General features: G+C 42.7%; 21 protein-coding genes. 12 read left to right on the forward strand and 9 right to left on the reverse strand.

The features are described 5' to 3' along the window. Window positions 1-67: 67 nt before the first annotated feature. Together PSYC_RS06985 and PSYC_RS06990 are read right to left on the reverse strand one after the other, a co-directional pair. The gene (locus tag PSYC_RS06985; protein WP_011280616.1) at window positions 68-532 is read right to left on the reverse strand and encodes a UvrD-helicase domain-containing protein; all 465 of its coding nucleotides are present in this window, start codon (window positions 530-532) and stop codon (window positions 68-70) included. A 194-nt stretch (window positions 533-726) separates the two neighbouring features. After that, complete coding sequence (locus tag PSYC_RS06990; protein ID WP_011280617.1) at window positions 727-1980, reverse strand: NnrS family protein; 1254 nt, start codon at window positions 1978-1980, stop codon at window positions 727-729. Window positions 1981-2164: 184 nt separating this feature from the next. On the opposite strand from PSYC_RS06990, the gene PSYC_RS06995 reads away from it, so the two are divergent. Further along, window positions 2165-2404, forward strand: a complete 240-nt coding sequence (locus tag PSYC_RS06995; protein ID WP_011280618.1) for a hypothetical protein — start codon at window positions 2165-2167, stop codon at window positions 2402-2404. An 83-nt stretch (window positions 2405-2487) separates the two neighbouring features. Here PSYC_RS06995 and PSYC_RS07000 read toward each other — a convergent pair whose 3' ends face one another. After that, on the reverse strand, window positions 2488-3978 hold the full coding sequence (locus tag PSYC_RS07000) for an aldehyde dehydrogenase family protein (RefSeq protein ID WP_011280619.1): 1491 nt from the start codon (window positions 3976-3978) through the stop codon (window positions 2488-2490). Between the two features lie 277 nt (window positions 3979-4255). Here PSYC_RS07000 and PSYC_RS07005 point away from each other — a divergent pair, with 277 nt between their 5' ends. The 5 genes from PSYC_RS07005 to PSYC_RS11425 all read left to right on the forward strand — a co-directional run bounded on the left by PSYC_RS07005 (window position 4256) and on the right by PSYC_RS11425 (window position 7582). Continuing rightward, window positions 4256-4894, forward strand: a complete 639-nt coding sequence (locus tag PSYC_RS07005; RefSeq protein WP_011280620.1) for a TetR/AcrR family transcriptional regulator — start codon at window positions 4256-4258, stop codon at window positions 4892-4894. A 339-nt stretch (window positions 4895-5233) separates the two neighbouring features. Continuing rightward, window positions 5234-6466 (forward strand): iron-containing alcohol dehydrogenase, encoded by a 1233-nt coding sequence (locus PSYC_RS07010; RefSeq protein ID WP_011280621.1) that lies wholly within the window; start codon window positions 5234-5236, stop codon window positions 6464-6466. A gap of 98 nt (window positions 6467-6564) precedes the next feature. After that, a complete protein-coding gene (locus PSYC_RS07015) occupies window positions 6565-7242 on the forward strand; it encodes a type 1 glutamine amidotransferase domain-containing protein (RefSeq protein ID WP_011280622.1) in 678 nt (225 codons plus the stop codon). A gap of 38 nt (window positions 7243-7280) precedes the next feature. Then, complete coding sequence (locus PSYC_RS11835) at window positions 7281-7370, forward strand: hypothetical protein (RefSeq protein ID WP_264622154.1); 90 nt, start codon at window positions 7281-7283, stop codon at window positions 7368-7370. 8 nt (window positions 7371-7378) lie between these two features. Continuing rightward, on the forward strand, window positions 7379-7582 hold the full coding sequence (locus PSYC_RS11425; RefSeq protein WP_011280623.1) for a hypothetical protein: 204 nt from the start codon (window positions 7379-7381) through the stop codon (window positions 7580-7582). 161 nt (window positions 7583-7743) lie between these two features. Here PSYC_RS11425 and PSYC_RS07025 read toward each other — a convergent pair whose 3' ends face one another. Next, a complete protein-coding gene (locus PSYC_RS07025; RefSeq protein WP_041757705.1) occupies window positions 7744-7989 on the reverse strand; it encodes a hypothetical protein in 246 nt (81 codons plus the stop codon). A 208-nt stretch (window positions 7990-8197) separates the two neighbouring features. On the opposite strand from PSYC_RS07025, the gene PSYC_RS07030 reads away from it, so the two are divergent. Both PSYC_RS07030 and PSYC_RS07035 read left to right on the forward strand, forming a co-directional pair. After that, entirely contained in the window at window positions 8198-9814 is a 1617-nt protein-coding gene (locus PSYC_RS07030; protein ID WP_011280625.1) for an MFS transporter, read from the forward strand. Between the two features lie 101 nt (window positions 9815-9915). Then, window positions 9916-11319, forward strand: coding sequence for an efflux RND transporter periplasmic adaptor subunit (locus tag PSYC_RS07035; RefSeq protein ID WP_011280626.1), 1404 nt, complete (start codon window positions 9916-9918; stop codon window positions 11317-11319). Between the two features lie 190 nt (window positions 11320-11509). Here the strand turns inward: PSYC_RS07035 and pdxH are convergent, their stop codons facing one another. The 4 genes from pdxH to cysS all read right to left on the reverse strand — a co-directional run bounded on the left by pdxH (window position 11510) and on the right by cysS (window position 17168). Then, window positions 11510-12160: a pyridoxamine 5'-phosphate oxidase gene (gene pdxH / locus PSYC_RS07040; protein ID WP_011280627.1), complete on the reverse strand. Its 651-nt coding sequence runs from the start codon at window positions 12158-12160 to the stop codon at window positions 11510-11512. Window positions 12161-12198: 38 nt separating this feature from the next. Beyond that, window positions 12199-13566, reverse strand: coding sequence for a phosphoglucosamine mutase (glmM, locus tag PSYC_RS07045; protein ID WP_011280628.1), 1368 nt, complete (start codon window positions 13564-13566; stop codon window positions 12199-12201). Between the two features lie 250 nt (window positions 13567-13816). Further along, window positions 13817-15289, reverse strand: a complete 1473-nt coding sequence (gene guaB, locus PSYC_RS07050) for an IMP dehydrogenase (protein WP_011280629.1) — start codon at window positions 15287-15289, stop codon at window positions 13817-13819. Window positions 15290-15701: 412 nt separating this feature from the next. Next, complete coding sequence (gene cysS, locus PSYC_RS07055; RefSeq protein WP_011280630.1) at window positions 15702-17168, reverse strand: cysteine--tRNA ligase; 1467 nt, start codon at window positions 17166-17168, stop codon at window positions 15702-15704. A gap of 361 nt (window positions 17169-17529) precedes the next feature. On the opposite strand from cysS, the gene PSYC_RS07060 reads away from it, so the two are divergent. Beyond that, window positions 17530-18174 carry a cob(I)yrinic acid a,c-diamide adenosyltransferase gene (locus tag PSYC_RS07060; protein ID WP_011280631.1) on the forward strand — a complete coding sequence of 215 codons (645 nt, stop codon included), beginning with the start codon at window positions 17530-17532 and terminating at the stop codon, window positions 18172-18174. A gap of 102 nt (window positions 18175-18276) precedes the next feature. Here the strand turns inward: PSYC_RS07060 and PSYC_RS07065 are convergent, their stop codons facing one another. Further along, window positions 18277-19170 carry a hypothetical protein gene (locus PSYC_RS07065; protein WP_011280632.1) on the reverse strand — a complete coding sequence of 298 codons (894 nt, stop codon included), beginning with the start codon at window positions 19168-19170 and terminating at the stop codon, window positions 18277-18279. Between the two features lie 396 nt (window positions 19171-19566). Here PSYC_RS07065 and PSYC_RS07070 point away from each other — a divergent pair, with 396 nt between their 5' ends. The 3 genes from PSYC_RS07070 to PSYC_RS07080 all read left to right on the forward strand — a co-directional run bounded on the left by PSYC_RS07070 (window position 19567) and on the right by PSYC_RS07080 (window position 23801). Next, on the forward strand, window positions 19567-20295 hold the full coding sequence (locus tag PSYC_RS07070; protein WP_011280633.1) for a glycerophosphodiester phosphodiesterase: 729 nt from the start codon (window positions 19567-19569) through the stop codon (window positions 20293-20295). Window positions 20296-20744: 449 nt separating this feature from the next. Continuing rightward, entirely contained in the window at window positions 20745-21923 is a 1179-nt protein-coding gene (locus PSYC_RS07075) for an acyl-CoA desaturase (RefSeq protein ID WP_187147130.1), read from the forward strand. Between the two features lie 405 nt (window positions 21924-22328). Further along, window positions 22329-23801: a protein adenylyltransferase SelO gene (locus PSYC_RS07080; RefSeq protein WP_011280635.1), complete on the forward strand. Its 1473-nt coding sequence runs from the start codon at window positions 22329-22331 to the stop codon at window positions 23799-23801. Window positions 23802-24100 lie beyond the last annotated feature (299 nt).

The following is a 24100-nucleotide window of genomic DNA, read 5'->3' on the forward strand; positions in this document are numbered from 1 at the left end:
AGTATTTTTTATCACCACCAAACCGGATCATCACTCTCTTCTAAGGGCTCTTTGCCCGTTACCACTGTTATCTTATCGGCAGCTTACGCTCTTCCAAATCCTCATCTAACCTTTGGGTAAAAGAGGGTATGCTTGCCAGCAATTTTTTAGCACGACTCTTGATTTCATTGGCGGCTTTACGAGTAAAGGTTAATAATAAAATCTCTTTTGGCGACACGCCATTTTCTATCAAATAGCTGGTTCTATAGGTCAAAGTTTTGGTTTTACCAGAACCCGCGCCGGCAATCACCAATACCTTGCCCTCAATAGTCGTGGCGGCCAATAACTGATTGGCATTAATAAGCTCGCTGGCATAATCTACTTGCAACCCTAAATGACTGGCAAGCCGCTTCTCTAACACCTCAATATCTGCATCCAATAAATTGGCTTCGAGCTTTTTGATCGCCTGTTCAAGCCGAGTAAGCTTTGGTTTCATCTCAATGAAATTTTGCGGATAATTATAATGGTGTGTAGCAAAAATGGTCGTAGTCATTATAGGATATTACCTTTGATATGGTTTGGCGCGCCATTCATTATAAAGTAAGATAATAATCTTTAGAGGCTGTCTTAGATAAGTAAAACAATCTTGGGTAGCTTAATGAGAAAGAGCAGGTTAAATAGGTACAAAATAAAAAGATGGCATGTCTTACGCAATGACCAACGGAAAAGGTTTAAAATCTCTACATTTTAACCAAATAAACCATCTGGACGCGGGTTTGTTAGAATACGCAGATAGCTGCTGCAAAATAATACAAAGCAGGAAATCCAAGCTCCTTGCGCGACCATTATCCACCATAAATAATGGCTGTTATCTACTAATGGCAACAGTACACGGCTGATAAATACCAATACCATCAATGCAAACATGACAGTGACCGTTTTGGGTGGCTCATGAATGCTACGTCCTGTATGCCCAAGCGACACACGTGCCATCATTGCCACCGTCGTCATACCAACACCGGCAATTGCCAATCCATGTACGCCAATACTATGATTGTAACCGAACCACGGCTGTAGCGCGTACAATATAAAGCTCACACACATCCCGAAAAACGCAACAAACAGCGACCATAATAAAGGCTTGTGCCAAATACCGTGATGGTACCAACCCATTAAGCGTACGATATTGACGACTGCCACGCCAAGGGCGCTGATGGTCAGCAAATATTTATTGGGATAAAATAAATCAGTGATAAAAAAGGTGAAGAAAAATAGCAAACTTGCGATATCTTGCGCCTTACTATTTCGTACCGTCACCGTTTCTGCCACGCCCGCTGCATTCGGAATACTCAAACCGCGCTCAATAAAGAACGGCACGACGCGGCGACCCATAGTCAATACCAAGCCAATGATAAGATAAAAACCCAAATAAACACCAATTTTTGTCATCGTCGTATTGGCGCTAATAATGCCCCAATAGCATAATCCATTGCCGAGCGTCAGTAGCGTAAGCTTTGCTAAAATACCCATCTGCTTATACTGTTTAACTTGCCACACTGCCCTAAAAATCACAAAAGCCATTGAGCCAAAAAACAACAAATCAAACACCGCAGCGATATATAACCAAGCACTTTGTTCAAGACCAATATCAATCCCTAAACCAAACGCTATCCAGCCCAAACGCGCCAGCAACCAGCACATAAAAATGCCTAACAGTTTATAGCCGTATGGCATCATGACGCCGGTCCACGTCTTTACCGCTGTTAGCAAAAACCCTGCAACGATGGCTAACGCATAGCCATAAATCATCTCATGACCGTGCCAATATAGTGGATTCAACGTTTGCGCATCGATAGCCGTATGTCCGGTAAAGACACATGCCCATAACGTCATCGTTATTATGGCAAACAATGCCCCAGCACTAAAAAATATCCGAAAACTTAAATTAAGGATAGGATGTGGAGAGTTTGGTGGTTTACTGGGTAAATTGATAGCTTGCATCGTTGCCTGCTTATAATAAAGATAGGAAATCTTACCTTAAAGATTCATATTAAGTGAATTTTATAAGCTATTCAACGATAACTTGTGGATAGGTTCAACCCTACTTCATGCTTCACCACTTTCAATACACTCATTGACTATAGTCAAGCCGACTGCTTAAATGATTTATCCCTAGGAGAATATCATGACTGAAAAAACCGAAGAAAACGCTGCTACTCACAAACGTAAATTGATTGATAAATTTTTGATAAAACTGACCAAAGAAGAACCGCAGATGTATTACGCTACGACATCTGAGATAGCCCGTAGTCTCTATAGCATGTTAAAAGAACATACCAACCGCTTGACGATTGAGGAGCAAGCACTTATCAGACATATGACCATTGAAGAAATACAAGGGCTATTAGGTTTTCATGTTAAATGATAAAATAAATCCACTCTGATTTCATAAAAAAAAGACCGTCTAAAGGCAGTCTTTTTTTATAGTAAAAATTTAATCTAAATTATTTAGAAAGGATAATCACGCGGTGTATGCTGCATCGAAATCCAATGTAACGTGGTAAATTCTTCTAGTATCCATTCACCGTTAAAGCGTCCGATACCCGAGTTCTTCTCTCCGCCAAAGGGCGCATTGCTTTCGTCATTCACCGAAATATCATTAATATGAGTCATGCCTGCTTTGATACCGCGAGCAAAGCGCAAGCCTTTTGCCATATCTTGAGTAAATACTGCACTCGATAAGCCATACATAGAGTCATTGGCAATCGACAGCGCATCGTCTTCATCTTTGGCGCGAATAATACCAACCAAAGGACCAAATACTTCGTTGCAAGACAAATCCATCTCACGAGTGACGTCACTAAAGACATGTGGTGGCACGACTTGACCTTTTATCTCACCACTTAATAGCATTTTTGCGCCTTCATCTTTCGCTTTGACAATTTTTTCTTTTAGCGATGCAACTTGTTTTTTATTGATAATAGGACCGACTGCGGTATCTGCTTTGTTAGGATCGCCAACATTTAAGGTCTTAACGTGCGCCACAAAACGCGTAACGAAATCGTCATAAATCTCATCTTCGACAATGATACGGTTAATCGCAATACATATCTGACCTTGATGTAAGAACTTACCAAAAGCTGCAGCCTTCACAGCTTGCTCAATATCAGCATCTTTTAGCACCACAAATGGACTGTTGCCGCCCAGCTCTAGCGCCACTTGTTTGATATATTCACCGCCATTTGCCAACTCACCGATATGCTTACCCACAGAGGTTGATCCAGTAAAGGAAACCAAACTCGGGACATGATGGGTAACCATTGCATCGCCTATCTCGCTGCCGCTACCAACAACGACATTGAGCAAACCTTTAGGCAAACCAGCTTCTTCAAATATTTTTGCAAGCAGCAACCCACCGGTAATCGGTGTATCACTAGCAGGCTTTAACACTACTGCATTCCCCAATGCTAATGCTGGCGCAATCGAGCGCTGGGTTAGATGTAGCGGGAAGTTCCATGGGCTAATCACCGCAATCACGCCCATCGGCTCACGATAAATAAAGTTCTCTTTACCCGGCGTATTCGACGGGCGAATCTCGCCATGTACACGATTAGGAAAGCTTGCAGCTTCAAGGGTAATCGCCCGCGCACTGCTAAACTCGACCATCGCTTTAATACGGGTACTACCCGACTCTTTGATTAGCCAATCAACAATCTCATCTTGACGCTGATCAAAGATGCTGACTACTTTATAAAGGATAGCGGCACGTTCGTTCGGGGTTTGCTTCGCCCACTGTTTTTGAGCGTCACTTGCAGCTTGATAAGCCTCATCAAGTTGTTTATCCGTTGCTTGTTGAATCTCAACCAAAGTTTCACCATTAAACGGGTTGGTGTTGGTATTGATACTATCGTCATCGCCCTTTTTCCATTCACCTGCGATATATTGCAAATGAAAATCTGTATAAGTATTTGCCTGCGTATTTTTGGCTGCTGTTGACATAATTATTCCTATTTTTTATTTAAAAATATTATTAGAGTGTGGTTAGACCATATCATTACCGTCTATCAAGTTCCGTAACACGTTTAATAAGTATTTACAGCATACGATAACAAACGTAACTTGCTAGACGACTGGTCTAATGCTAACATAGACGGTATAAAAATAAGAATCTTTTACCCCCTATTCTTTGTTGAACAAACGTAACTTACCAATCAATATTTATAAATTTACTAAACCATATTAAATAATTATTCTCTCTAAGGAGAACATAAGTAACATGTCTATACCCAATGCTATAAAACATACCCAAACCGATAGTGCGCTATCTAATATTGCGTTATCAAACACCAGAGACCATCTGTTAACGACTGGCTATAAGCTCATCGCACAAAAAGGTTTTACTGCGGTAGGTATTAAGCAAATATTAGATACCGCGGGTGTACCGAAAGGTTCTTTTTATCATTATTTTGCGTCAAAAGAAGCCTTTGGTGAGGCGATTATTAGTCACTACTTTACCCAGTATAAGCAGCGCTTGAATATTATTGGGTCACAAGATGTTAGCGCTCAGCAAAAATTATATGACTATTTTCAAAACTGGTATGACACGCAGCAGAGTGGCTGCGATCATGAGAAATGCTTGGTCGTAAAGCTTAGCGCTGAAGTTTCGGATATGTCGGAGCCGATGCGTAAAGTATTACATACTGGCTACCAACAAACGATTACTTGGCTTGCGACCCAAATCAAAGCAGGCTGGGTGGACGGTTCTGTACCTCATCCCGCTAACGTGGCTGCTGAGAGTATGGCAAAGCGTTGGTATTTTGCATGGCTTGGTGCCAGTTTAGTTACCAAGATTAGTCAAACGGATACGCCATTAGCAGAAGCATGGCTGATGACTACTACCGCCATGGGGCGCTAGTTTTTTCATTTTATAATTGCTCTTCTCACAGTTTTTATATGTCACCTTATCTATCTTTCTGCCTTACTCATTCTTGTTTAACTTATCGTAAGCTATTGTTAAACAAGAATATCTTAATATTAAGAAAAATATTAAGCACTACTATCAAAAATCCAATCGAATAATACGATTAAATTAATATCGGCTGACATGCTTATGCGATAGTTTTGTAACCATCGAGCATAACCACTAGACGACCGGTCTAATTAGTATATAATGCGGACAGATGCAAATAAGTTACAGACTTTATTTTCAATATTAAATACTCTTTTCATACTCAGAAAATATATTAGGAATCTTATGAATAACTTTCAATATTACAATCCCGTCCGTATCATCTTTGGTGAAGGTCAAATCGAAAAGTTAGCGAATCTTGTACCGACAGATGCCCGTGTACTGATTACCTATGGTGGCGGTTCAGCGCAGCGTACTGGTACGTTAGATGAAGTCAAAACGGCATTGGCCGCCAGTGGCAGTCGTGAAGTATTTGAGTTTGGTGGTATTGAAGCCAATCCAGAATTTACCACTTTGCTAAAAGCTGCGGATATGGTCAATGAGCACAATATTGACTTTTTACTAGCCGTTGGCGGTGGCTCTGTGATTGACGGCAGTAAGTTTGTCGCGCTCGTATCGTCATTGACCGAACAAGACGGTACGGTATCACGCGATAAGGCATGGGATGCGCTAACCAGTTATTGCAGAGATATCGATTCAGCAGTTGATTTGGGCGCAGTATTGACCATTCCAGCCACTGGCTCTGAGATGAATTCAGGCGGCGTGATTAACTTTAGTGAACGTCAAGCAAAACTGCCGTTTGGTAACCCACTTGCCTTCCCTAAATTTTCAATTTTAGATCCAACCAAAACCATGACCTTACCTGAACGCCAAGTAATGAATGGTGTGGCTGACGCCTTTGTTCATGTAATGGAACAGTATCTGACCTATCCGGTCAATGCAAAAGTTCAAGATGCCTTTGCTGAGAGCCTGTTAAAAATTCTGATTGAAGAAGGCGCAGCGGTTAAAGCCGATCCAGAGAATTTAGAGACGCGTAAAAACATCATGTGGACGGCGACCATGGCGCTAAATGGTTTGATTGGTACTGGTGTACCGCAAGATTGGACGACGCATATGATCGGTCATGAATTGACTTCATTGCACGCGATTGACCATGCGCGTACGCTGACCATCGTATTGCCATCAGTGATGCGTGAGCTTAAAGACAGCAAAAAAGACAAGTTGCTTCAATATGCACGTAACGTATGGCACATTAAAGCCGATGATAATGGTACTGAGCTAAATGATGATGCGATCATTGAAGCGGCTATCAAACAGACTGAAAACTTCTTCCGTGAGCTTGGACTGCCGGTCAGTTTAGAAGATGCAGAGTTAGATGCAACCGCTATTGATCCTATCATTAAGCAGTTAGAAGTACATGGTATGGTGAAATTGGGCGAGCATGGCAAAAACGACTTAGCGGTATCACGTCGTATCCTAGAGCGTGCCATTACTAGCAAAACAATCAAAAATAAATAAAATGCGGCATATCACTAATAGGTTTCAATAACAAACAGCAAGTATAAGCGTCAATAATAAACTTCAATAATAACTTTCAACAATAAACAGGGACAATTATGAATATTTTAATGGTACTAACTTCACACGATAAATTGGGCGATACTGGTAAGAAGACAGGCTTTTGGCTAGAAGAATTTGCCGCACCTTACTATGCTTTTTTAGATGCTGGTGTCAATATCACGCTTGCCTCTCCTGCGGGCGGTCAACCACCACTTGACCCAAGTAGTGACACACCAGATGCTCAAACCAAAGATACCAAACGCTTTAAAGAAGACTCTGAAGCACAAGAACACCTAGCAACGACCAAAAAACTTGCTGATATGAAAGCGGAAGATTTTGATTCAGTATTCTATCCTGGTGGTCATGGTCCAATGTGGGATTTAGCCGTTGACAAAAACTCGATTGAATTAATTGAGACATTCATCAAACAAGACAAACCAGTAGCTTTTGTCTGCCATTCTCCTGCCGCCCTTAAAAACGTTAAAATCGATGGCGAGTATCTGGTCAAAGGAAAAACGGTCACAGGCTTTAGTAATACTGAAGAAGAAGCGGTTCAGCTTACTGATGTCGTGCCTTTCTTATTAGAGGACGTGCTAAAAGCCAATGGTGGTAACTATGAAAAAGGTACTGATTGGGAGTCGTTTGTGGTCGAAGACGGCTTGTTGATCACTGGTCAAAATCCAGCGTCATCAGAAGAAGCCGCCAAGCGCTTAATTGCTAAGATACAGGCTTAATAGCAACACATTCTCTTGGTAAGTCTCCGGTTATTGAGATGGATGGCGAACTTTATGCAGAGTCAGGTGCGATTACTGAGCTATTGATTGAGCGGTTTGCACCTGATAATCTGCGCCCTGCTATCTAAATGATGAGGTGGCAGGCAAATCATTTATCGTGGGTAATAAGCTAAGCGGTGCAGATTTTATGTTGTCGTTTGATTTAATGATGCTTGTCAAGCGTAAGGCGTTAGAGAATTATCCTCATATCCGACAGTATGCGCTACAGCTTGCTAGCCTTGATAGCTATCAGCGCGCCATGCGTTTGGAAGCAAATTATGATAAAACAAGCACTGAGTAATAAATCTATCATGTAGTCAGTGTAATCTTGTATCAATTTTAAAGAATAATGACTGTATCAGTGATAACGAAAAAGCAGCCTACGTGATAGGCTGCTTTTTTACGTATAATTTGATAACTTTAAGAAATGGCAAACTTTTCTTCAAGCCAGCGATATCAAAACTATTTTTTTAGTAAATACACTGATTCATCAGCAGCATAAGACATCAGACCGATAAAATTTGGCGAGCGCGCTTGAATATAGCGTAGAACATCGATTGAGCGCATAGACTTGGTCGCCAAACGTAGATTGGTTGGCTGGGTTTTTTGATTGACCAGCTGAATATTGTGATCAAGTGCATCCATATCGAGCCATGTACTGGGTATTTTTGGCGGCGTATTTTGACCTGAATATAGAGGAGCGACCATTCTCATTCTCTACAGTTAATAAAAACAGATATTAAACCCTCAGCAAAAATCATGATAAAATATCTCAAGCAGCTTTTAGGCGGTTCTTTTGGTTATATCACTCTATTACATAGCATTGAGCTTAATGGATGCCCCTCCAACTGTCGCAAGTCTTGTTTAGGAGCTGTTCTATGTTAATCAATCCCCCTATACAGATCGACCCTGCCTTATGAGTACCGACTATCAATTTAAGCCTCATGAACAGCCGTTCATGCTGGGCTCGCCTGCCACACCCGATCATCCTACTTATCGAAAAGTATTTTACTTACTGATCGGTATTTTTATCGGTATTACTGCCAGTTTTCAAAACGGTCTATTGGTAGCTAACCTCTCTCAAATTCAAGGGCAGATGGGCTTAACCCCTGTTGAAGGTGGCTGGATATCGGTCGCTTACAATATGACCAATGCCTGTGTCACGGTACTGCTCTATAAAATTCGCCAACAGTTTGGTATGTCGCTATTTAGCAAAATCACTTTGTTCTTTTTGCTGTCAGCGACCAGTATGCAGTGGTTAGTCAGTAGTCATCTGCTCAGCTCAACCACCGGTATTAGCATTAATCCTTATTATTTAGAGTTAATTGCCCGTGGTTTTAGCGGCGTGGTTGCCAGTGCCATGACGGTATTGTCTATCTTTTATTGTTTGCAAGGCATGCCAGCAGCTCGGCGGATTAGCGGGCTAATCTTGGGCTTTGGATTGGTACAGTTTGGGGTACCTCTATCGCGTATCATCTCGCCTTATCTAGCTGCCGACGGTCAACTTGAAGGCTTATTTTTGTTCCAAGTAGGCTTAGCATTGATATGCTTTGGGTTGATTAATATTCTTGAGCTGCCACGCGGCAATATGGAAAAAGTCTTTGAAAATCTAGATATTATCAGCTTTGCTTTCTTTGCGACTGGTCTCGCAGCATTGGCGGTGTTTTTGGTGCAAGGTCGTATCTTATGGTGGACAACGCCTGGGCTCAGTTATCCGCTGATTATTTCCGTCGTCACCATTTCTATTGCGTTGTGGATTGAAACCCACCGTAAAAACCCGATGCTGCAAGTACGCTGGATGCGCAGCCGGACGATTATCGCCTTTATGATAACGGGCGCTGTGATGCGTATTTTGCTGTCTGAGCAAAGCGTTGGCGCGGCTGGATTATTGGAAAACCTTGGCTATGGTAACGATCAGCTGATTGTCTTTTATGCCATTATTTTAGCAGCCAGTGCACTAGCATTGGTGCTTAGTATTTTTACGACCAATGCGATGGATCTGCGTCGACCAGTAATTTTTGCCGTGGCACTGATTGCTATTGGTGCTTGGATAGATACGGGTGTGTCACTTAATTCTACACCTGTCATGTTTTATTTTAGCCAGTTTATCATTGCGTTTGCTGCCGTATACTTTATGGGACCGATGGTATTTGAAGGGATGTTTCGTGCCATTGCCAATGGACCTGCCTATATTATTAGCTTCTCAGTCATTTTTGGTATTTCACAAACGGTTGGCGGTTTGGCAGGTGCCGCCGGCATTCAAGCCTTTACCACTATTCGCACGCAGATGCACTATGCAAATATGGTCAGCTCGATGACTGCTGGCAATCCTGCTCAGATGACCCAAATGCTGCAAGGGATTCAGCGCCAAGCGACCGTTGCCGCTTATGACGATTTATTCTTTTTAATGGCAGTGAGCGCTACGATTACCGCGATCTATTTATTAATGGTTTATTTCTATTATTTGTATCATAAGCGCAACCCACTTGGTAAAGAGCTTGCCGCGTTAGCAAAAATCATGGGAAAAAAATAGCAGATAGTGCAATTTTTATTGTGTATTCTATACGTATTATTCTCTCTGATTATTATTTTAAAGTTCTCTATTATGTTTATAAAACCCTTTAGGAGCGCGTCATGAACGAAGACAAACCGAACCGCTTTGATGACGCAAGTACACCTAACAAAGCGGCTAAACCCGTTGAAAATGCTCAAGCTAGTGAATCATTATCAAATCAAGCAGTTGTGGATACACCATCACAGTCACAGTCACAAGTGGCTTCCAATAATGACGCAAATACCAATATAGCAGCCATTCAACCTGAACCTACTATGCCTGAAACTCGGGTTCAAACTGACCCTTCTGATGACTTACCTACTAATGCCAATGAGCCTATAAATACCCCTGATACTGGCACTGATAAAATAGGCAGCACTGAGGCAGGTGATGGCAAAGATGCCACTCCGATGCCACCCACTGAATCTATTCCTGCACCGGCAGGTTGGTCACCTAAAAAGAAGTCGTTTTTTAATTTAGGTTTACTGATTGCTCTGATTGTTATTGGCGTGGCACTCATTCTCTATGCGTGGAAGCTGCCACCTTTTACACCAACCATGCAACAAACCAACAATGCTTTTGTTAAAGGACAAACAACCATTATCAGCCCGCAAGTGTCAGGTTATGTGACAGAAGTGGCGGTAGAAGATTTTGCGAATGTTGCAGCGGGTGATTTGTTGGTAAAAATAGATGATCGAATTTTTCAGCAGCAGCTAGAACAAGCACAGGCGAATATCGATATTGCGTTGACCAATCGCTCTAGTAATGCGCAAGATACGGGCACCAGCCAAGCACAGATTCAGGCGCGCGAGGCAGATGTTTATAGCGCTAAAGTAAGTGTTGACAGTGCCCGCGAGGACGTTAACCGTTATCAGGGCTTAGTTGCCATTGGCGCAGTATCGAGAGCAGATGTTGCTCATGCTGAAGCTCAATTAGCAAAAGCACAAGCCGGTGTCCAACAAGCGGAAGCCAATTTACAAGTGGCAAAAGAAGGTAGCAAAAAAATGACTGCTAGCCGCTCTTCATTAGATGCCAATATCAAAAATGCTGAAGCTGCCGCGAAACAAGCACAGATTAACTTAGACAACACCATAATTCGCGCCCCTGAATCAGGACAATTGAGCCAATTAACTGTCCAAACAGGACAATATGTCACTGCTGGTACGCAGCTTATGTATATTGTGCCAAAAGGCGTATGGATTATTGCCAACTTTAAAGAGACACAAGTGGCCAATATGACGATTGGTGAAGCTGCCACTATTCATGTGGATGCCTTGGGTGGCACGCAGTTTAGCGGACGTGTCAGCAATATCTCACCCGCAACAGGCAGTGAATTCAGTGCTGGCGCTGCCAATCCTGCAACAGGTAACTATATTAAAATCGCTCAGCGTATTCCAGTCCGTATTGACTTAGACCCCAACCAGCCAGAGCTTGCCCGCCTACGTCCTGGTATGTCCGTGTCGGTAGATGTGGATACTAAATAGATAAACGGTAAGAAGATAGTTAATATAAAAAGCCACTTTATTTGCCATATGAATATGACATTTAAAGTGGCTTTTTGATAGATATAAACTTCTTATAAGTTCATATCATCAGCTATAGTCGGTGAAAAGTAATATCGATACAACCCGTACTACTGGTGCGACTTTAAAGTATTTCAACTATATCATGCGCTTAAGGCAATAAGCGTTTGGTGCTAAAGCTACCATCTACCTCTTTATGATAAACAATGCGGTCGTGCATACGATTGGCGCGACCTTGCCAAAACTCAATCTCACTGACGGTAATTTCGTAACCACCCCAAAACCCTGGCGTCGGTACTGCTGCACCATCTGGATAGTCTGTTTGCAATTGCTCAAACGTCTGCTCCATCACGTCGCGACTGGCAACTTCACCGCTTTGCGGTTGACTGACCCACGTGCCCACTTGGCTATCGTGCGGGCGTTTTTGAAAGTAAGCAGCAGATTTATCAGCATCAATTTTAGCGATACTGCCGCTAATACGGATTTGGCGCTCAAGTTTATGCCAAAAGAATAGCGCTTCTGCATTAGGGTTTTCAGCAATATCTTGACCCTTGGCACTTTCGTAATTGGTATAAAAAACGATACCTTTATCCGTAATTTCACGCAATAGAACAATACGCACGCTGGGTTTATCGTCCGCTCCGCAAGTCGCCAGACTCATCGCGTACGGCTCTTGCACTTGCTCTTCTATTGCCTCATGCATCCAAGCCTTTAGCAGCTCAAACGGCGATATTGGTACTGACTGTTGGTCAAGTTGACCTTTTTCATATGACAAACGCTGATCGGTAAAGTCCATATTCATGGTTGTCCCTTATTTTGGTATATTTTTATTAAAGACTATTAACCCAGTGTATCTTTGATTTTATCTGCCAAATCATTCGCCATCACATCACACTCTATCTCATCATCTGACTCAACCATGACTCGAATCATCGGTTCTGTACCCGATTGGCGAATAAGCAAGCGACCGCGACCTTCTAAAGTAGCACGTGCTTTATCAAAAGCGGCAACCAGTTCTTCATGCTCAAATGGATCTTGCATTTGCGACAAGCGCACATTGACCAGTTTTTGTGGCAATACTTCAAACCCTTCTGTCAAATCACTCAGCGCTTTGCCTCTTGCTTGCATGACTGCAAGTATCTGCAAACTTGCGATAATGGCATCGCCGGTTCGGCTTTTATCCAAGCATAAAATATGACCTGATGGCTCACCGCCCAATATCCAACCGTTTGCTTCAAGCTCTTGCATCACATAACGATCGCCTACTTTTGCACGCGTAAACTCAATATCAGCCGCTTTTAACGCCAACTCTAAACCCATATTGCTCATCAGGGTGCCAACGACACCTGCCACCTTTGTCTGACCTTGGGTGGCAAGCACATACAAGATACCATCACCATCAACCAAATGACCGGCTTCATCAACCATCACGATACGGTCGCCATCACCATCTAAAGCAATGCCCACATCGGCTTCATATTTAAGAACGGCTGCTTGTAGACCTTCAGGATGGGTAGAACCGCAATGTGCATTGATATTGATGCCATCAGGCTTATGGTTAATAGCAATGACATTGGCACCCAACTCACGCATCACTCGCGGCGCTACGCTATAACCAGCACCATTTGCACAATCGACAACCACGGTCAAATGATCCAGATCATACTGATAAGGAAAGCTGCCCTTACAGAATTCAATATAGCGCCCTTTTGCATCATCGATACGATTGTTTTTACCCAATTGCGCAGGGTCAAGAATAGGCATCAGAGCATCATTACTGCCCGTAGCAGCCATGATGGTGTCTAACTTATCATTGATGGCATTTTGCATCTCATCGGTCAGTTTTTTGCCATCACCTGAAAAGAATTTGATGCCATTATCATAGTATGGATTGTGTGAGGCAGAAATAACCACACCTGCATCGGCATTAAAGCTACGCGTTAAATGAGCAATAGCGGGCGTTGGTAATGGTCCAAGCATATGCACGTCCACACCCGCGGCGTTAAAGCCTGCTTGTAGTGCGCCTTCAATCACATAGCCTGATAATCGCGTGTCTTTACCAATTACCACACTCGGCTTACGCGCCGAATTTTGACTGTTTTCTATTAGGACGAGTCCTGTGACATAGCCGAGCTTTAAGATAAAATCTGGCGTAATTGGCAGCTCACCAAATTTACCGCGAATACCATCAGTGCCAAAATAGCTCATTCTTATTGTTCCTTAAATCTAAAAGTAAAAGACCCGACGCGGACGCAGGGTTAAGTAATTTCAATCATTCACTGTTATCAATGGTTTTGATAAGACAAGCAGTTATCACTTATTATTAGAATAATCTATTATCGTATTTTACAAAAAAAAACAGCCAACAATAACAAGGCATTGTTGGCTGTTTGTATCTTGATGTCACTTGACGCGGTCAGACTGCCAGTTATTGCATCCTACAGCGGCAAAAATGTAATTAGTCGACTCGATAGTTAGGCGCTTCTTTAGTAATCTGCACATCGTGGACGTGTGATTCTTTCATACCAGCAGAAGTAACTTTGATGAACTGCGGCTTACTGCGCATATCTTCAATCGTGGCACAGCCGGTATAACCCATAGATGAACGTAAACCACCAACCAATTGATTGACGATACCAGCGACTGGACCTTTATAGGGTACACGACCTTCGATACCTTCTGGCACCAACTTTTCAACACCGTCTTTGGCATCTTGGAAATAGCGATCTGAGGAGCCGTTTTGACCTGACATCGCGCCCAAACTACCCATACCGCGATAGGCTTTATAGTAGCGACCTTGGAACAGCTCAACTTCACCTGGCGCTTCTTCCGTACCTGCCATAAGCGAGCCAACCATGATGCATGATGCACCAGCGGCAATGGCTTTTGCCATATCGCCTGAGTAGCGAATACCACCATCAGCAATCAATGGAATACTGTCTTGCAAAGCGCTTGCAACACTATCAATCGCAGAGATTTGCGGTACACCAATACCGGCGATGATACGCGTGGTACAGATAGATCCTGGACCAATACCGACTTTTACGGCATCAGCACCGGCATCACGTAAGGCTTTAGCAGCGTCGCCTGTCGCGATGTTACCACCAATTACTTGTACGTGCGGGAAGTGCTTTTTGATCCAAGATACTTTATCAATCACGCCTTTTGAATGGCCATGCGCCGTATCAACAACGATAATATCGACGTCAGCGGCAATTAATGCTTCAACGCGTGCTTGGGTATCAGCGCCAGTACCAACTGCTGCGCCAACACGTAAACGACCCTGCTCATCTTTACAAGCATTAGGGTTATTTTCTGCTTTGGCAAAGTCATTAACCGTAATCAAACCGCGCAAACGGAAATCATCATTGATCACAATGACTTTTTCGATACGGTGCTCATGTAGCAGTCTTTTAATGTTTTCATTGCTCTCACCTTCTTTAACGGTGACGAGCTGCTCTTTTGGCGTCATGATATGACTGACAGGCAATGATAAATTGGTTTCAAAGCGCCAGTCACGATGAGTAACAATACCAACTACTTTATCAGTGCCTTTTTCAACTACTGGTACACCTGAAATATTATTGTCTTGGGTCAGTCTTAGTAACTCACCGATTGTCATCTCTGGATGCACAGTAATAGGATCTACCACCGTACCCGCTTCGAATTTTTTGACGCGGCGCACTTGCATCGCCTGCTTATCGATATCCATGCTTTTATGCAAGATACCTAAACCACCAAGCTGTGCCATGGTAATGGCCATCTCAGACTCAGTGACTGTATCCATAGCAGCAGAAATTAATGGTAAATTTAGCGTGATACTTTTTGTTAGGCGGGTCGTTAGATTAGCAGCTTTCGGTAAAATCTCAGAATAAGCTGGCAATAATAAAACGTCATCAAAGGTTAAGGCTTCATCGACAATTCGCAACATACAGACCCCTAGTAGTGGTTATTTTGATGGGTGGGCAATGCAGCATCAAGACAATCAACGAACGTTTTATCACAATCATCAGGTTATCAAAACCTAGCAGAAAATAATAAAACCGTGGGGAACAAATACTAAATACAAACATTCGCTCGGCACATCATCAATTTATCATTGCTAATTAAATCATTGGTTCAATAGACTCGCTAATACAGCGCCTCTAACTGTCCAAAAATCTGATGACACAATGCTTAATAACTGAATTATCCCTTAAAAATAACGCCATATTATAACAAATAATACGACCATTCGCATAACATATTTGTCAGCTTATTTTATGCCTTGATACTAACATCGTATCCTAAAAATAAAAGCGTTACTGTTTGTGAATGAGCAAGCGCAAAAATGTATGCTCAAATTAAGCACGGCGCCAAGTGGTGCCAGCACGACTGTCTTCAAGCTCAATACCGGCGTCTTTTAACTGTATACGTATCTCATCAGCACGGGCAAAGTTTTTATTGGTCTTGGCATCAGCGCGCTCAATAATTAAACTATCAATAGCCTCATCTGTTAAACCGTCTTCAGCTGCTTCACCGATGACGGCTTGCAAGAACTGCTGTACAGGCTGCTGCAAAATATTTAGCGTTTGCGCCAACGCCTTTAATTGTTGCGCCAACTGCCATGCACTCTCTATATCTTCTACTTTGCTGGCTTTGTTAATATCACGCGCCAATCCAAACAGCACACTAATAGCCGTTGAGCTATTAAAGTCATCATTCATGGCTTTGATAAAGTCTTGTCCAGGCGCACTTGCATAAGCATTATTAATCAATGCGTCATCGACAATAAGCGTTTGACCTTTTTGCTGTTCAACAACTTTGAGGGCTTGATATAATCTGCTTAGGCTATTATGCGCTTCGTCCAATGCACTATCAGAGAAATTCACTTGGCTACGATAGTGACTCGACAATAAGAAAAAACGTACCGTTTCTGGCAGGTATTTTGCCATCACATCGCGAATGGTGAAAAAGTTACCCAATGACTTAGACATTTTTTCACCATCGACATTGATGAAGCCAACATGCATCCAGTTGCGCGCGTATTCACAGCCGGTCGCCGCTTCAGATTGGGCAATCTCGTTTTCATGATGCGGGAACTGCAAATCATGACCACCACCATGGATATCAAAGGTATTACCAAGGCATTTGGTCGACATCGCCGAGCATTCAATATGCCAACCTGGACGTCCTTGACCCCAAGATGACACCCATTGGGGCTCATCAGGTTTCGCTGCCTTCCATAAGACAAAATCAAATGGATTACGCTTGTCGTTTTCGACTTCAACCCGTGAGCCTGCCTGCATATCATCAAGGTTACGCTTAGATAATTTACCATAATCAGCGAAGCTATCGACTGCATAGTAGACGTCGCCATTGTCGCCTGCGTAGGCATAGTCATTGCTGACCAACGTCTCAATCATCTGCTGCATTTCATCGATATAATCCGTCGCACGCGGTTCTGCATTCGGTGATTGGCAGCCAAGTGCTGTCGCATCTTCATGCATAGCAGTAATAAAACGCTGCGTCAATGCACCAATCTCTTCACCATTTTCGGCAGCACGAGCGATGATTTTGTCATCGATATCCGTGATATTACGTACGTAATTCACATCATAGCCTAGCTGCGCAAGCCAACGTACTGCCATATCAAAGCCAACCATCACCCGTGCATGACCGATATGACAATAATCATAAACCGTCATCCCGCACACATACATGCCAACTTTGCCCTCAACAAGCGGTTTAAATGATTGCTTGCGTCCAGTAAGTGAATCGTAGATGACGAGCTGAGACATCGCGTCTGCAAGAGGTGTGGTCATAATCATAAAGCCTTTAAATTAAAATTATAAGAGGAAAACAAGTCTAACGATAATGCCCGTTTAGGAAATAAAAACGCGCTTATATAAACAAATAATGCCTAAATGAGAGGTAACAAGAAAACCAATATAAAACTTAACCCATTATCTTAGCGAAAATGCTCGTAAAATACTACAATGAGCGCGCAAGTAAGACTCTGTAATGATAAAAACACTGATATAGTTGAAATACTTTAAAGTCGCTACCGTATTGTGGTGTAAATTTTTTGAAGCCTCTGTCTGCGTAGGCACAGCAAGCAAGAAAAATTTGCACCAGTAGTACGTGTTGTATCGATATTACTTTTTACCGACTATAGTTAAGGACAAAAATATGGGCAATCGTTTAAGCAAAATTTACACCCGTACTGGCGATGATGGTAGTACTGGCATGGCAGATGGCAGCCGCGTTAGCAAGGCGGACAACCTATTTAGTGTGATGGGTGATATTGATGAGTTGAACTCACATATTGGTTTGGTACGCGCGCAGCTTACTCAAGCGTTAAGTACAGCAACCAACAACTCAAGTAACTGCCAACAGCTACCTGAGCGCTTGCAAACAGAGCAAGAAGTAGACTTTGCACAAGCTTTGGTGATTATTCAACACTTATTATTTAATATCGGCGGCGAGCTTGCTATGCCGGAATATGAAGGGGTGAATGCGATTCATATTGATTGGCTTGAGCAGCAGATCGATGCAATGAATACTACTTTGCCGCCGCTTAAAGACTTTATTTTACCGACAGGCTCACTATTGGTCAGCCAATTGCACGTGGCACGTACTGTTTGTCGCCGCGCTGAGCGCCAAGCTGTGTTGCTAAAACAAGAGCAGCAGCAAGCCATTCGTCATACAGCAGTCAGCTTTATCAATCGCTTATCCGACTGGCTGTTTGTGGCGGCACGTTTTTGTACAGATCCTGAGCAAGTCTCTGAAGTACTATGGGACAGCCAAGTATTACAAAAATTCTCTGATAGCTGAGCCATTTAATGAACAATAAAAAACGCCTGCAACGTATCTATTGCGGGCGTTTTTGAATTGAAATATTGAAACGATGATTATCGATATTTAGTAGCGGTAGACTTAATAAGTCGCTTCTTTGTCTTCAATAATTACCATATCGATACTTTCATCTTTAGGTGTCGCTTTTGGTGCTTCTGGAGCAGCAGGTGTAGTAGTGCTAGGTGCTGCCGCTGATGGAGTACTGCTTGGCGTCTTCGTACTTTGACTGCTGTTTTGATTGCCTTGATTAACAACTGGCGGCTTAGCAGGTTGTGCTGGTTCACGGCGGCGTTCAGGTTGCTGATTGGCACGTTGAGCGCGCTGCTCTTCCTTCGCTGACTGGAGCGTTGAACTGGCGACCACTTCTGATACTACTGTCAGTAATGCAGGCTGTCCTGCGATACGTGTACGTACTTGACCACCTTGCGTGCCAACGACATAGGTAAAAGCATTATCGATGAGCATGTTGTTATTGATACGAATATTGTCATTGGCTAAGCGCGATTGCAAACTTGGCTGATTGTTTGCTGCTTGCACTTGGCTGGCTTGATATAAGTCTTCACTTGGCAAGGTCATACTGACACTTGCCTGACAGGTTGTCAGACCATTTTCATTGGTCGCTTGTAAAACGGCGGCATTTTGTACATCGATGACGATACCATTGACTTTAGTAGAGACCACACCACTGCCTAAACCAATCTCTGCATCATTGGCATAACCGACCGCTAGGGTTTGCGCTTGTTGATTGAGCGTATTTTTCAAAGCGGATTTGAGGCGGTCTTGTACCATAGGATCATCACAGCTCACCGCCGTGGCGGAGGCGTTTTCACTGACCTGTGCTTCTTGCTCGGTCACTTCTGCCGTTTCAGCATTCTCTTTTTCTGAGCGATCACAACCAGCAAGCGCTAAACCACATACCATGCCGATACCAGCAACTTGATACCACTTGCTCACACTTTTATTTGCTACGCTCATATCTCTTTTGCTCCAATTCACTGATTCGTACCGTCGCTCACGGACAGTATTTGACATTTAAATTATAAAACTCAAATCTAGCCGAAACAAGCACTGCGATAGATTTGAAAACCACATTATTATACGGTGTTTGCGTGAGATGGTCATCCATGTAGCCTACTGATATACAAATAACGTCCAACATTGTGTCCAAAATCTAGCTTTGGTTGCAAAAAAACTACAAATATATATTTGCTTGAACAAATATTAAGATGATAACAGAAATTTTTATCAGCACAAAAATTTTATAGATATTTTGTTAAATGCGCTTTGATACGTGATAGCGTTGGATGTGGTTGATAACAGACGATATAATATTCCAATTATAATGCTTAAAATATGTGATGGTTACTGGTTATGATAGATATTAAGAACACCTTGCTACTCGGTCATCGTGGCGCTCGCGGTGAAGCATTAGAAAACACCTTATCAGGCTTTGAGTATGCGCAAAACTTGCAACTCTCTGGTTTGGCAGGCGTAGAGTTCGACGTACAACTTAGTCGAGATGGACAGTTGGTGGTCTTTCATGATGACACGCTTGAACGTATGTGCGCGCAGCAGTCACGCCTAGATCAGCTAAATGTGAGCGAAATACAGCGTCATCGGCAATTTGGTCAGCCAATCATCACGTTGCTTGATATTGCTTCTGCCCTAAATACCTATACTTATATTGAGCTTGAGGTTAAAACCCATAGTCGCACTGATTATGCCAAACTCGTAAAAGCCTTGATGCATGACCTGATTGATAGCTCACTTGCTAGCCTGCCGATTGTGCTGACCAGCTTTGATGTGGCGCTACACGCCCGCTTACAACGCAGTACCTTATTGAGGCATATACCACGTGGGCTGCTTATTCGTGAACCTGAATTATTGAAACAGGCACCCAATACTGCCTTGCAACTTGGTTGTGGTCAATTAGGTATCCACTATCCGCTTTTGAATCATAAAGTTATACAGTGTTGTCATCAATACGACTTACCTGTGAGTGCATGGACCGTCAATGATATTGAGACCATTAAACAGCTTATAGACTGGCAAGTTGATGTGATTATCACCGATTACCCGAGCTATTTATTGTTGCCTTAGCGCATTATTCCTATTTCTAGACTCGCGTTTATGGTCTACATATTTATTGTTTTACTTACATTTTTACCTTACAGCTGATAAGTCACGGCTTATTTGCCATAACACCTACTATAATCCATACAAGTTATTGTTATTTAGCAATATTTTTATAGTGTATAAGTGTTCACTTTATGATTGCTTTAGGGTAATATAGACACTTAAATTAATACCGTTAGGGATATTATATGATTGCAAAAAAAGCACTTGGCTTACCGCTTAAAGGCTTACGTTTCGCTATCAAATCTGGTGACACACTTATCAAAACTGCCAGCACTCAAGTCACACGTTTTAAAACACGTTTTGATGAGAATAAAGCAAAAAACTCATTAGATGAGATGCCAGTTGCCAAACGCAATTACGCGAGCGTCTCTGAACAAACTGAACTGTCTACCAATGCAGACAGTATTGATATGCGTGAGTTTGAGTTTACCAAAGCACCGATTAACTGGATTCCAGCGACTATTCTGGTAGCCACGCCTATTGCTGCTGCTATCATTACGCCATGGTATCTGTTTACCCATCAAGTCAGTGCACCGGTTTGGGGTGTATTTGGTGCTTTTATGGTTTGGACGGGCATCAGTATCACAGCAGGTTATCACCGTTTATTGTCGCATCGTGCTTATAAAGCGCATCCAATCGTCAAAAACTTTTTATTGTTAGGTTCTACCTTTGCCGTACAAGGTTCAGCGTTTGATTGGGTTTCTGGTCACCGTACGCATCATCGTCATGTCGATGATCGCTTAGAAGACCCGTACTCAGCGAAACGTGGCTTTTTCTTTAGTCATATGGGCTGGATGTTACGCAATTATCCTAGCGGCAAATTTGACTATAAAAATATCCCTGACCTGACCAAAGATAGAACGCTGCAAATTCAGCATAAATATTACGGTTTATGGGTCGCTGCATTGAACGTCGGTGCAGTCGCCGCGATCGGCTGGTTACTGGGTGATGTTTGGGGTACTTTGGTCATCGTCGGTTTGCTACGTCTGGTACTGACGCATCACTTTACCTTCTTTATCAATTCGCTATGTCATATGTTTGGGTCGCGTCCTTATACCGACACTAATACTGCCCGTGATAACTTCTTCTTAGCTATCTTTACGTGGGGTGAGGGTTATCACAACTACCATCACTTCTTCCAGTACGATTATCGTAATGGCGTAAAATGGTGGCAGTATGATCCAACCAAATGGTTAATCGCTGGCTTATCGAAGCTGGGCTTAACCAGTGAGCTACGTACCGTTGATGACACCACTATCAAGCATGCTGAAGTACAAATGCAATTCAAAGCGGCGCAGCAGCAGATTGATACGGCAACATCAAGTGGTATTGATATTCCTCATGCGATGAAAAGCTTCCAAGATCGTATTAAGTTTGAATACGATGCCTTTACGCAAACGGTCGAAGAATGGCAAGCATTAAAAGCAAAAACCATTGAGCTGAAAAAGACCGAATTTGCAGATCGCTTGCATGAAGTTGAGGATGAGCTGAAAAATGATTATGCCAAAATTGAAGAAAAAATATTAGCGCATAATAGCAACCTAAAAACAGCATTTCGCTCTATCGATAAAAGCGCAAAAGCTGCTTAAGCATTGCTCACTGTTTGATTATTTAGTCTTTTTATTGTGACGCTTCTCCTTCCCTCTATCTGTCAAAGATAGGGGGATTTTTTTGTGCGGTATTAATTATCATGTCTATTGACCAATATAGTCGGTGAAAAGTAATATCGATACAACAGGTACTACTGGTGCAAATTTTTCTTGCTTGCTGTGCCTACGCAGACAGAGGCTGCAAAAAATTTACACCAGCAATACGGTAGCGACTTTAAAGTATTTCAACTATATTGATAAATAGTCATATGATAAATTAGTATGATTTACAAGAGAGGGACAGAGTGCAATGCTGCTATATCAAGGCTATGTTATAGTGAGTTTATTCTGTTTATATCTTAAATCTTATCTCCCAGTTTTTATCTCTCAATTGGAACGGCTCATATGCGCTATCAAAACACCTATGCTCAATTGGACACCCGCCTTTATCATGAGCAACTGCCAAACCCATTAGACAATCCTCGTGCCGGTCATTTTAATAATCAAGTTGCTGATCAGCTGGGCTGGACGAAAGCTGCAGACTTAATGGCACGCTGGGTTGAGATACTCGGTGGGCAGTACGTTCCAGCTGAATTTCAACCTCTTTCAATGGCGTATGCTGGTCATCAGTTTGGGCAATGGGCGGGTCAATTGGGCGATGGGCGCGGCTTATTGATGACGCAAGTACTTGATAAAAATAATCAACTACAAGACTTACATCTAAAGGGTGCAGGGTTAACACCCTATTCACGCATGGGTGATGGGCGTGCGGTGTTACGCAGTACCATTCGTGAATATTTATGCGGTCATGCGCTGACCCAGCTTGGTATTGCTTCCTCTAACGCCTTAGGCTTTGTGGTATCAGATACCAAAGTGCGCCGTGAACGACTGGAAGCTGGCGCTGCCTTAATGCGTGTGGCTGACAGTCATATTCGCTTAGGTCATGTTGAGTGGATTGCAAGCTTTGCACCCGATTTACTCGCTGAGTTTACAGATTATATGATTGACACTTACTACCCTGAGTGCCGTGATAGTGAAAAGCCAGTCTTAGCATTTTTACAGGCGGTGGTTGAGCGCACAGCACGCATGATAGCCGATTGGCAACTGATTGGTTTTGCACATGGCGTTATGAATACAGACAACCTTTCCATTACTGGCAGCACCTTGGATTTTGGTCCATTTGGTTTTATGGAGCGCTTTAACCCTGCTTGGATCAATAATCACTCTGATCATAGCGGACGCTATGCCTATCAAAATCAACCTGCTATTGGTCATTGGAATCTAAATGTTTGGTTGCCACACTTTATGCGCTTAACACAAGCTGGCGTGACGCGCGAGACGTTGGCAGATTGTCTGGCACCTTATGAAGCGACCTTTATGCAGCATTATCAGCAAGGGCTGTGTCGTAAGCTTGGGTTGCCGCATCAGCGTGAGAGCCTAAGTTTGGCGTTCGAATGGTTAACATTATTAGAAGATAACTTACTCGACTATACCAATAGTTTCCGAGCATTATTAGGATTAATCGCACCTAACGAGCATCTTTATGAGCAGCAATTGCTTGCCACAATGACGGCTGAGCTGAACCCTGAAGCGCAGCAAGTCTGGCAAGTGTGGTCAACGCGTTATCTGGCACAAATACAGCAGGTATCGATTACTCAAGCGATTGAGGAGATGCAAGCCAGCAATCCGATTTATATCCTACGTAACAGTATGGCTCAGCGTGTTATTGTCGCCGCAGAGCAAGGACAATTTGAAGAATTAAATCGAGTATTTGATTTGCTTGCTAAGCCCTATACGCTACAGGACAGCGCCATTGAACTTGATACCTTGCCACCTGCACCTCATGCACCGCAAATGCCAATCAGCTGCTCGTCTTAATATATATAGTTGCAATACTTTAAAGTCGCTACAGTACTACTGGTGTAAATTTTTTGCAGCCTCTGTCTGCGTAGGCACAGCAAGCAAGAAAAATTTGCGCCAGTAGTACGTGTTGTATCGATATTACTTTTCACCGACTATATTTCTTCTGTAATATTTTGCATTTGGGGTTGATATTTGGGTCGTTTTTTTGGCATTATCAACTAGCTAAATAATGAATATCAACTTATTATATTGTTTAGCTGGTTCATGGTGCTTAGCTAGGCTAATAATTGGCGATAATGTAGAATATTTATTTT

The sequence above is a fragment of the Psychrobacter arcticus 273-4 genome, assembly GCF_000012305.1.
GTDB lineage: Bacteria > Pseudomonadota > Gammaproteobacteria > Pseudomonadales > Moraxellaceae > Psychrobacter > Psychrobacter arcticus.

Bases quoted from the DNA above. Each gene is read 5' to 3' on its own strand.
- PSYC_RS07075 (WP_187147130.1), top strand. From the start codon at position 20,745: ATGCGTGAGTTTGAGTTTACCAAAGCACCGATTAACTGGATTCCAGCG.
- guaB (WP_011280629.1), bottom strand. From the start codon at position 15,289: ATGTTGCGAATTGTCGATGAAGCCTTAACCTTTGATGACGTTTTATTA.
- PSYC_RS11835 (WP_264622154.1), top strand. From the start codon at position 7,281: ATGGATGGCGAACTTTATGCAGAGTCAGGTGCGATTACTGAGCTATTG.
- PSYC_RS07035 (WP_011280626.1), top strand. From the start codon at position 9,916: ATGAACGAAGACAAACCGAACCGCTTTGATGACGCAAGTACACCTAAC.
- PSYC_RS06995 (WP_011280618.1), top strand. From the start codon at position 2,165: ATGACTGAAAAAACCGAAGAAAACGCTGCTACTCACAAACGTAAATTG.
- PSYC_RS07070 (WP_011280633.1), top strand. From the start codon at position 19,567: ATGATAGATATTAAGAACACCTTGCTACTCGGTCATCGTGGCGCTCGC.
- PSYC_RS07080 (WP_011280635.1), top strand. From the start codon at position 22,329: ATGCGCTATCAAAACACCTATGCTCAATTGGACACCCGCCTTTATCAT.
- PSYC_RS07060 (WP_011280631.1), top strand. From the start codon at position 17,530: ATGGGCAATCGTTTAAGCAAAATTTACACCCGTACTGGCGATGATGGT.
- PSYC_RS07025 (WP_041757705.1), bottom strand. From the start codon at position 7,989: ATGGTCGCTCCTCTATATTCAGGTCAAAATACGCCGCCAAAAATACCC.
- PSYC_RS06990 (WP_011280617.1), bottom strand. From the start codon at position 1,980: ATGCAAGCTATCAATTTACCCAGTAAACCACCAAACTCTCCACATCCT.
- pdxH (WP_011280627.1), bottom strand. From the start codon at position 12,160: ATGAATATGGACTTTACCGATCAGCGTTTGTCATATGAAAAAGGTCAA.
- PSYC_RS07015 (WP_011280622.1), top strand. From the start codon at position 6,565: ATGAATATTTTAATGGTACTAACTTCACACGATAAATTGGGCGATACT.
- PSYC_RS07030 (WP_011280625.1), top strand. From the start codon at position 8,198: ATGAGTACCGACTATCAATTTAAGCCTCATGAACAGCCGTTCATGCTG.
- PSYC_RS07005 (WP_011280620.1), top strand. From the start codon at position 4,256: ATGTCTATACCCAATGCTATAAAACATACCCAAACCGATAGTGCGCTA.
- PSYC_RS06985 (WP_011280616.1), bottom strand. From the start codon at position 532: ATGACTACGACCATTTTTGCTACACACCATTATAATTATCCGCAAAAT.
- PSYC_RS07010 (WP_011280621.1), top strand. From the start codon at position 5,234: ATGAATAACTTTCAATATTACAATCCCGTCCGTATCATCTTTGGTGAA.
- glmM (WP_011280628.1), bottom strand. From the start codon at position 13,566: ATGAGCTATTTTGGCACTGATGGTATTCGCGGTAAATTTGGTGAGCTG.
- cysS (WP_011280630.1), bottom strand. From the start codon at position 17,168: ATGATTATGACCACACCTCTTGCAGACGCGATGTCTCAGCTCGTCATC.
- PSYC_RS07000 (WP_011280619.1), bottom strand. From the start codon at position 3,978: ATGTCAACAGCAGCCAAAAATACGCAGGCAAATACTTATACAGATTTT.
- PSYC_RS07065 (WP_011280632.1), bottom strand. From the start codon at position 19,170: ATGAGCGTAGCAAATAAAAGTGTGAGCAAGTGGTATCAAGTTGCTGGT.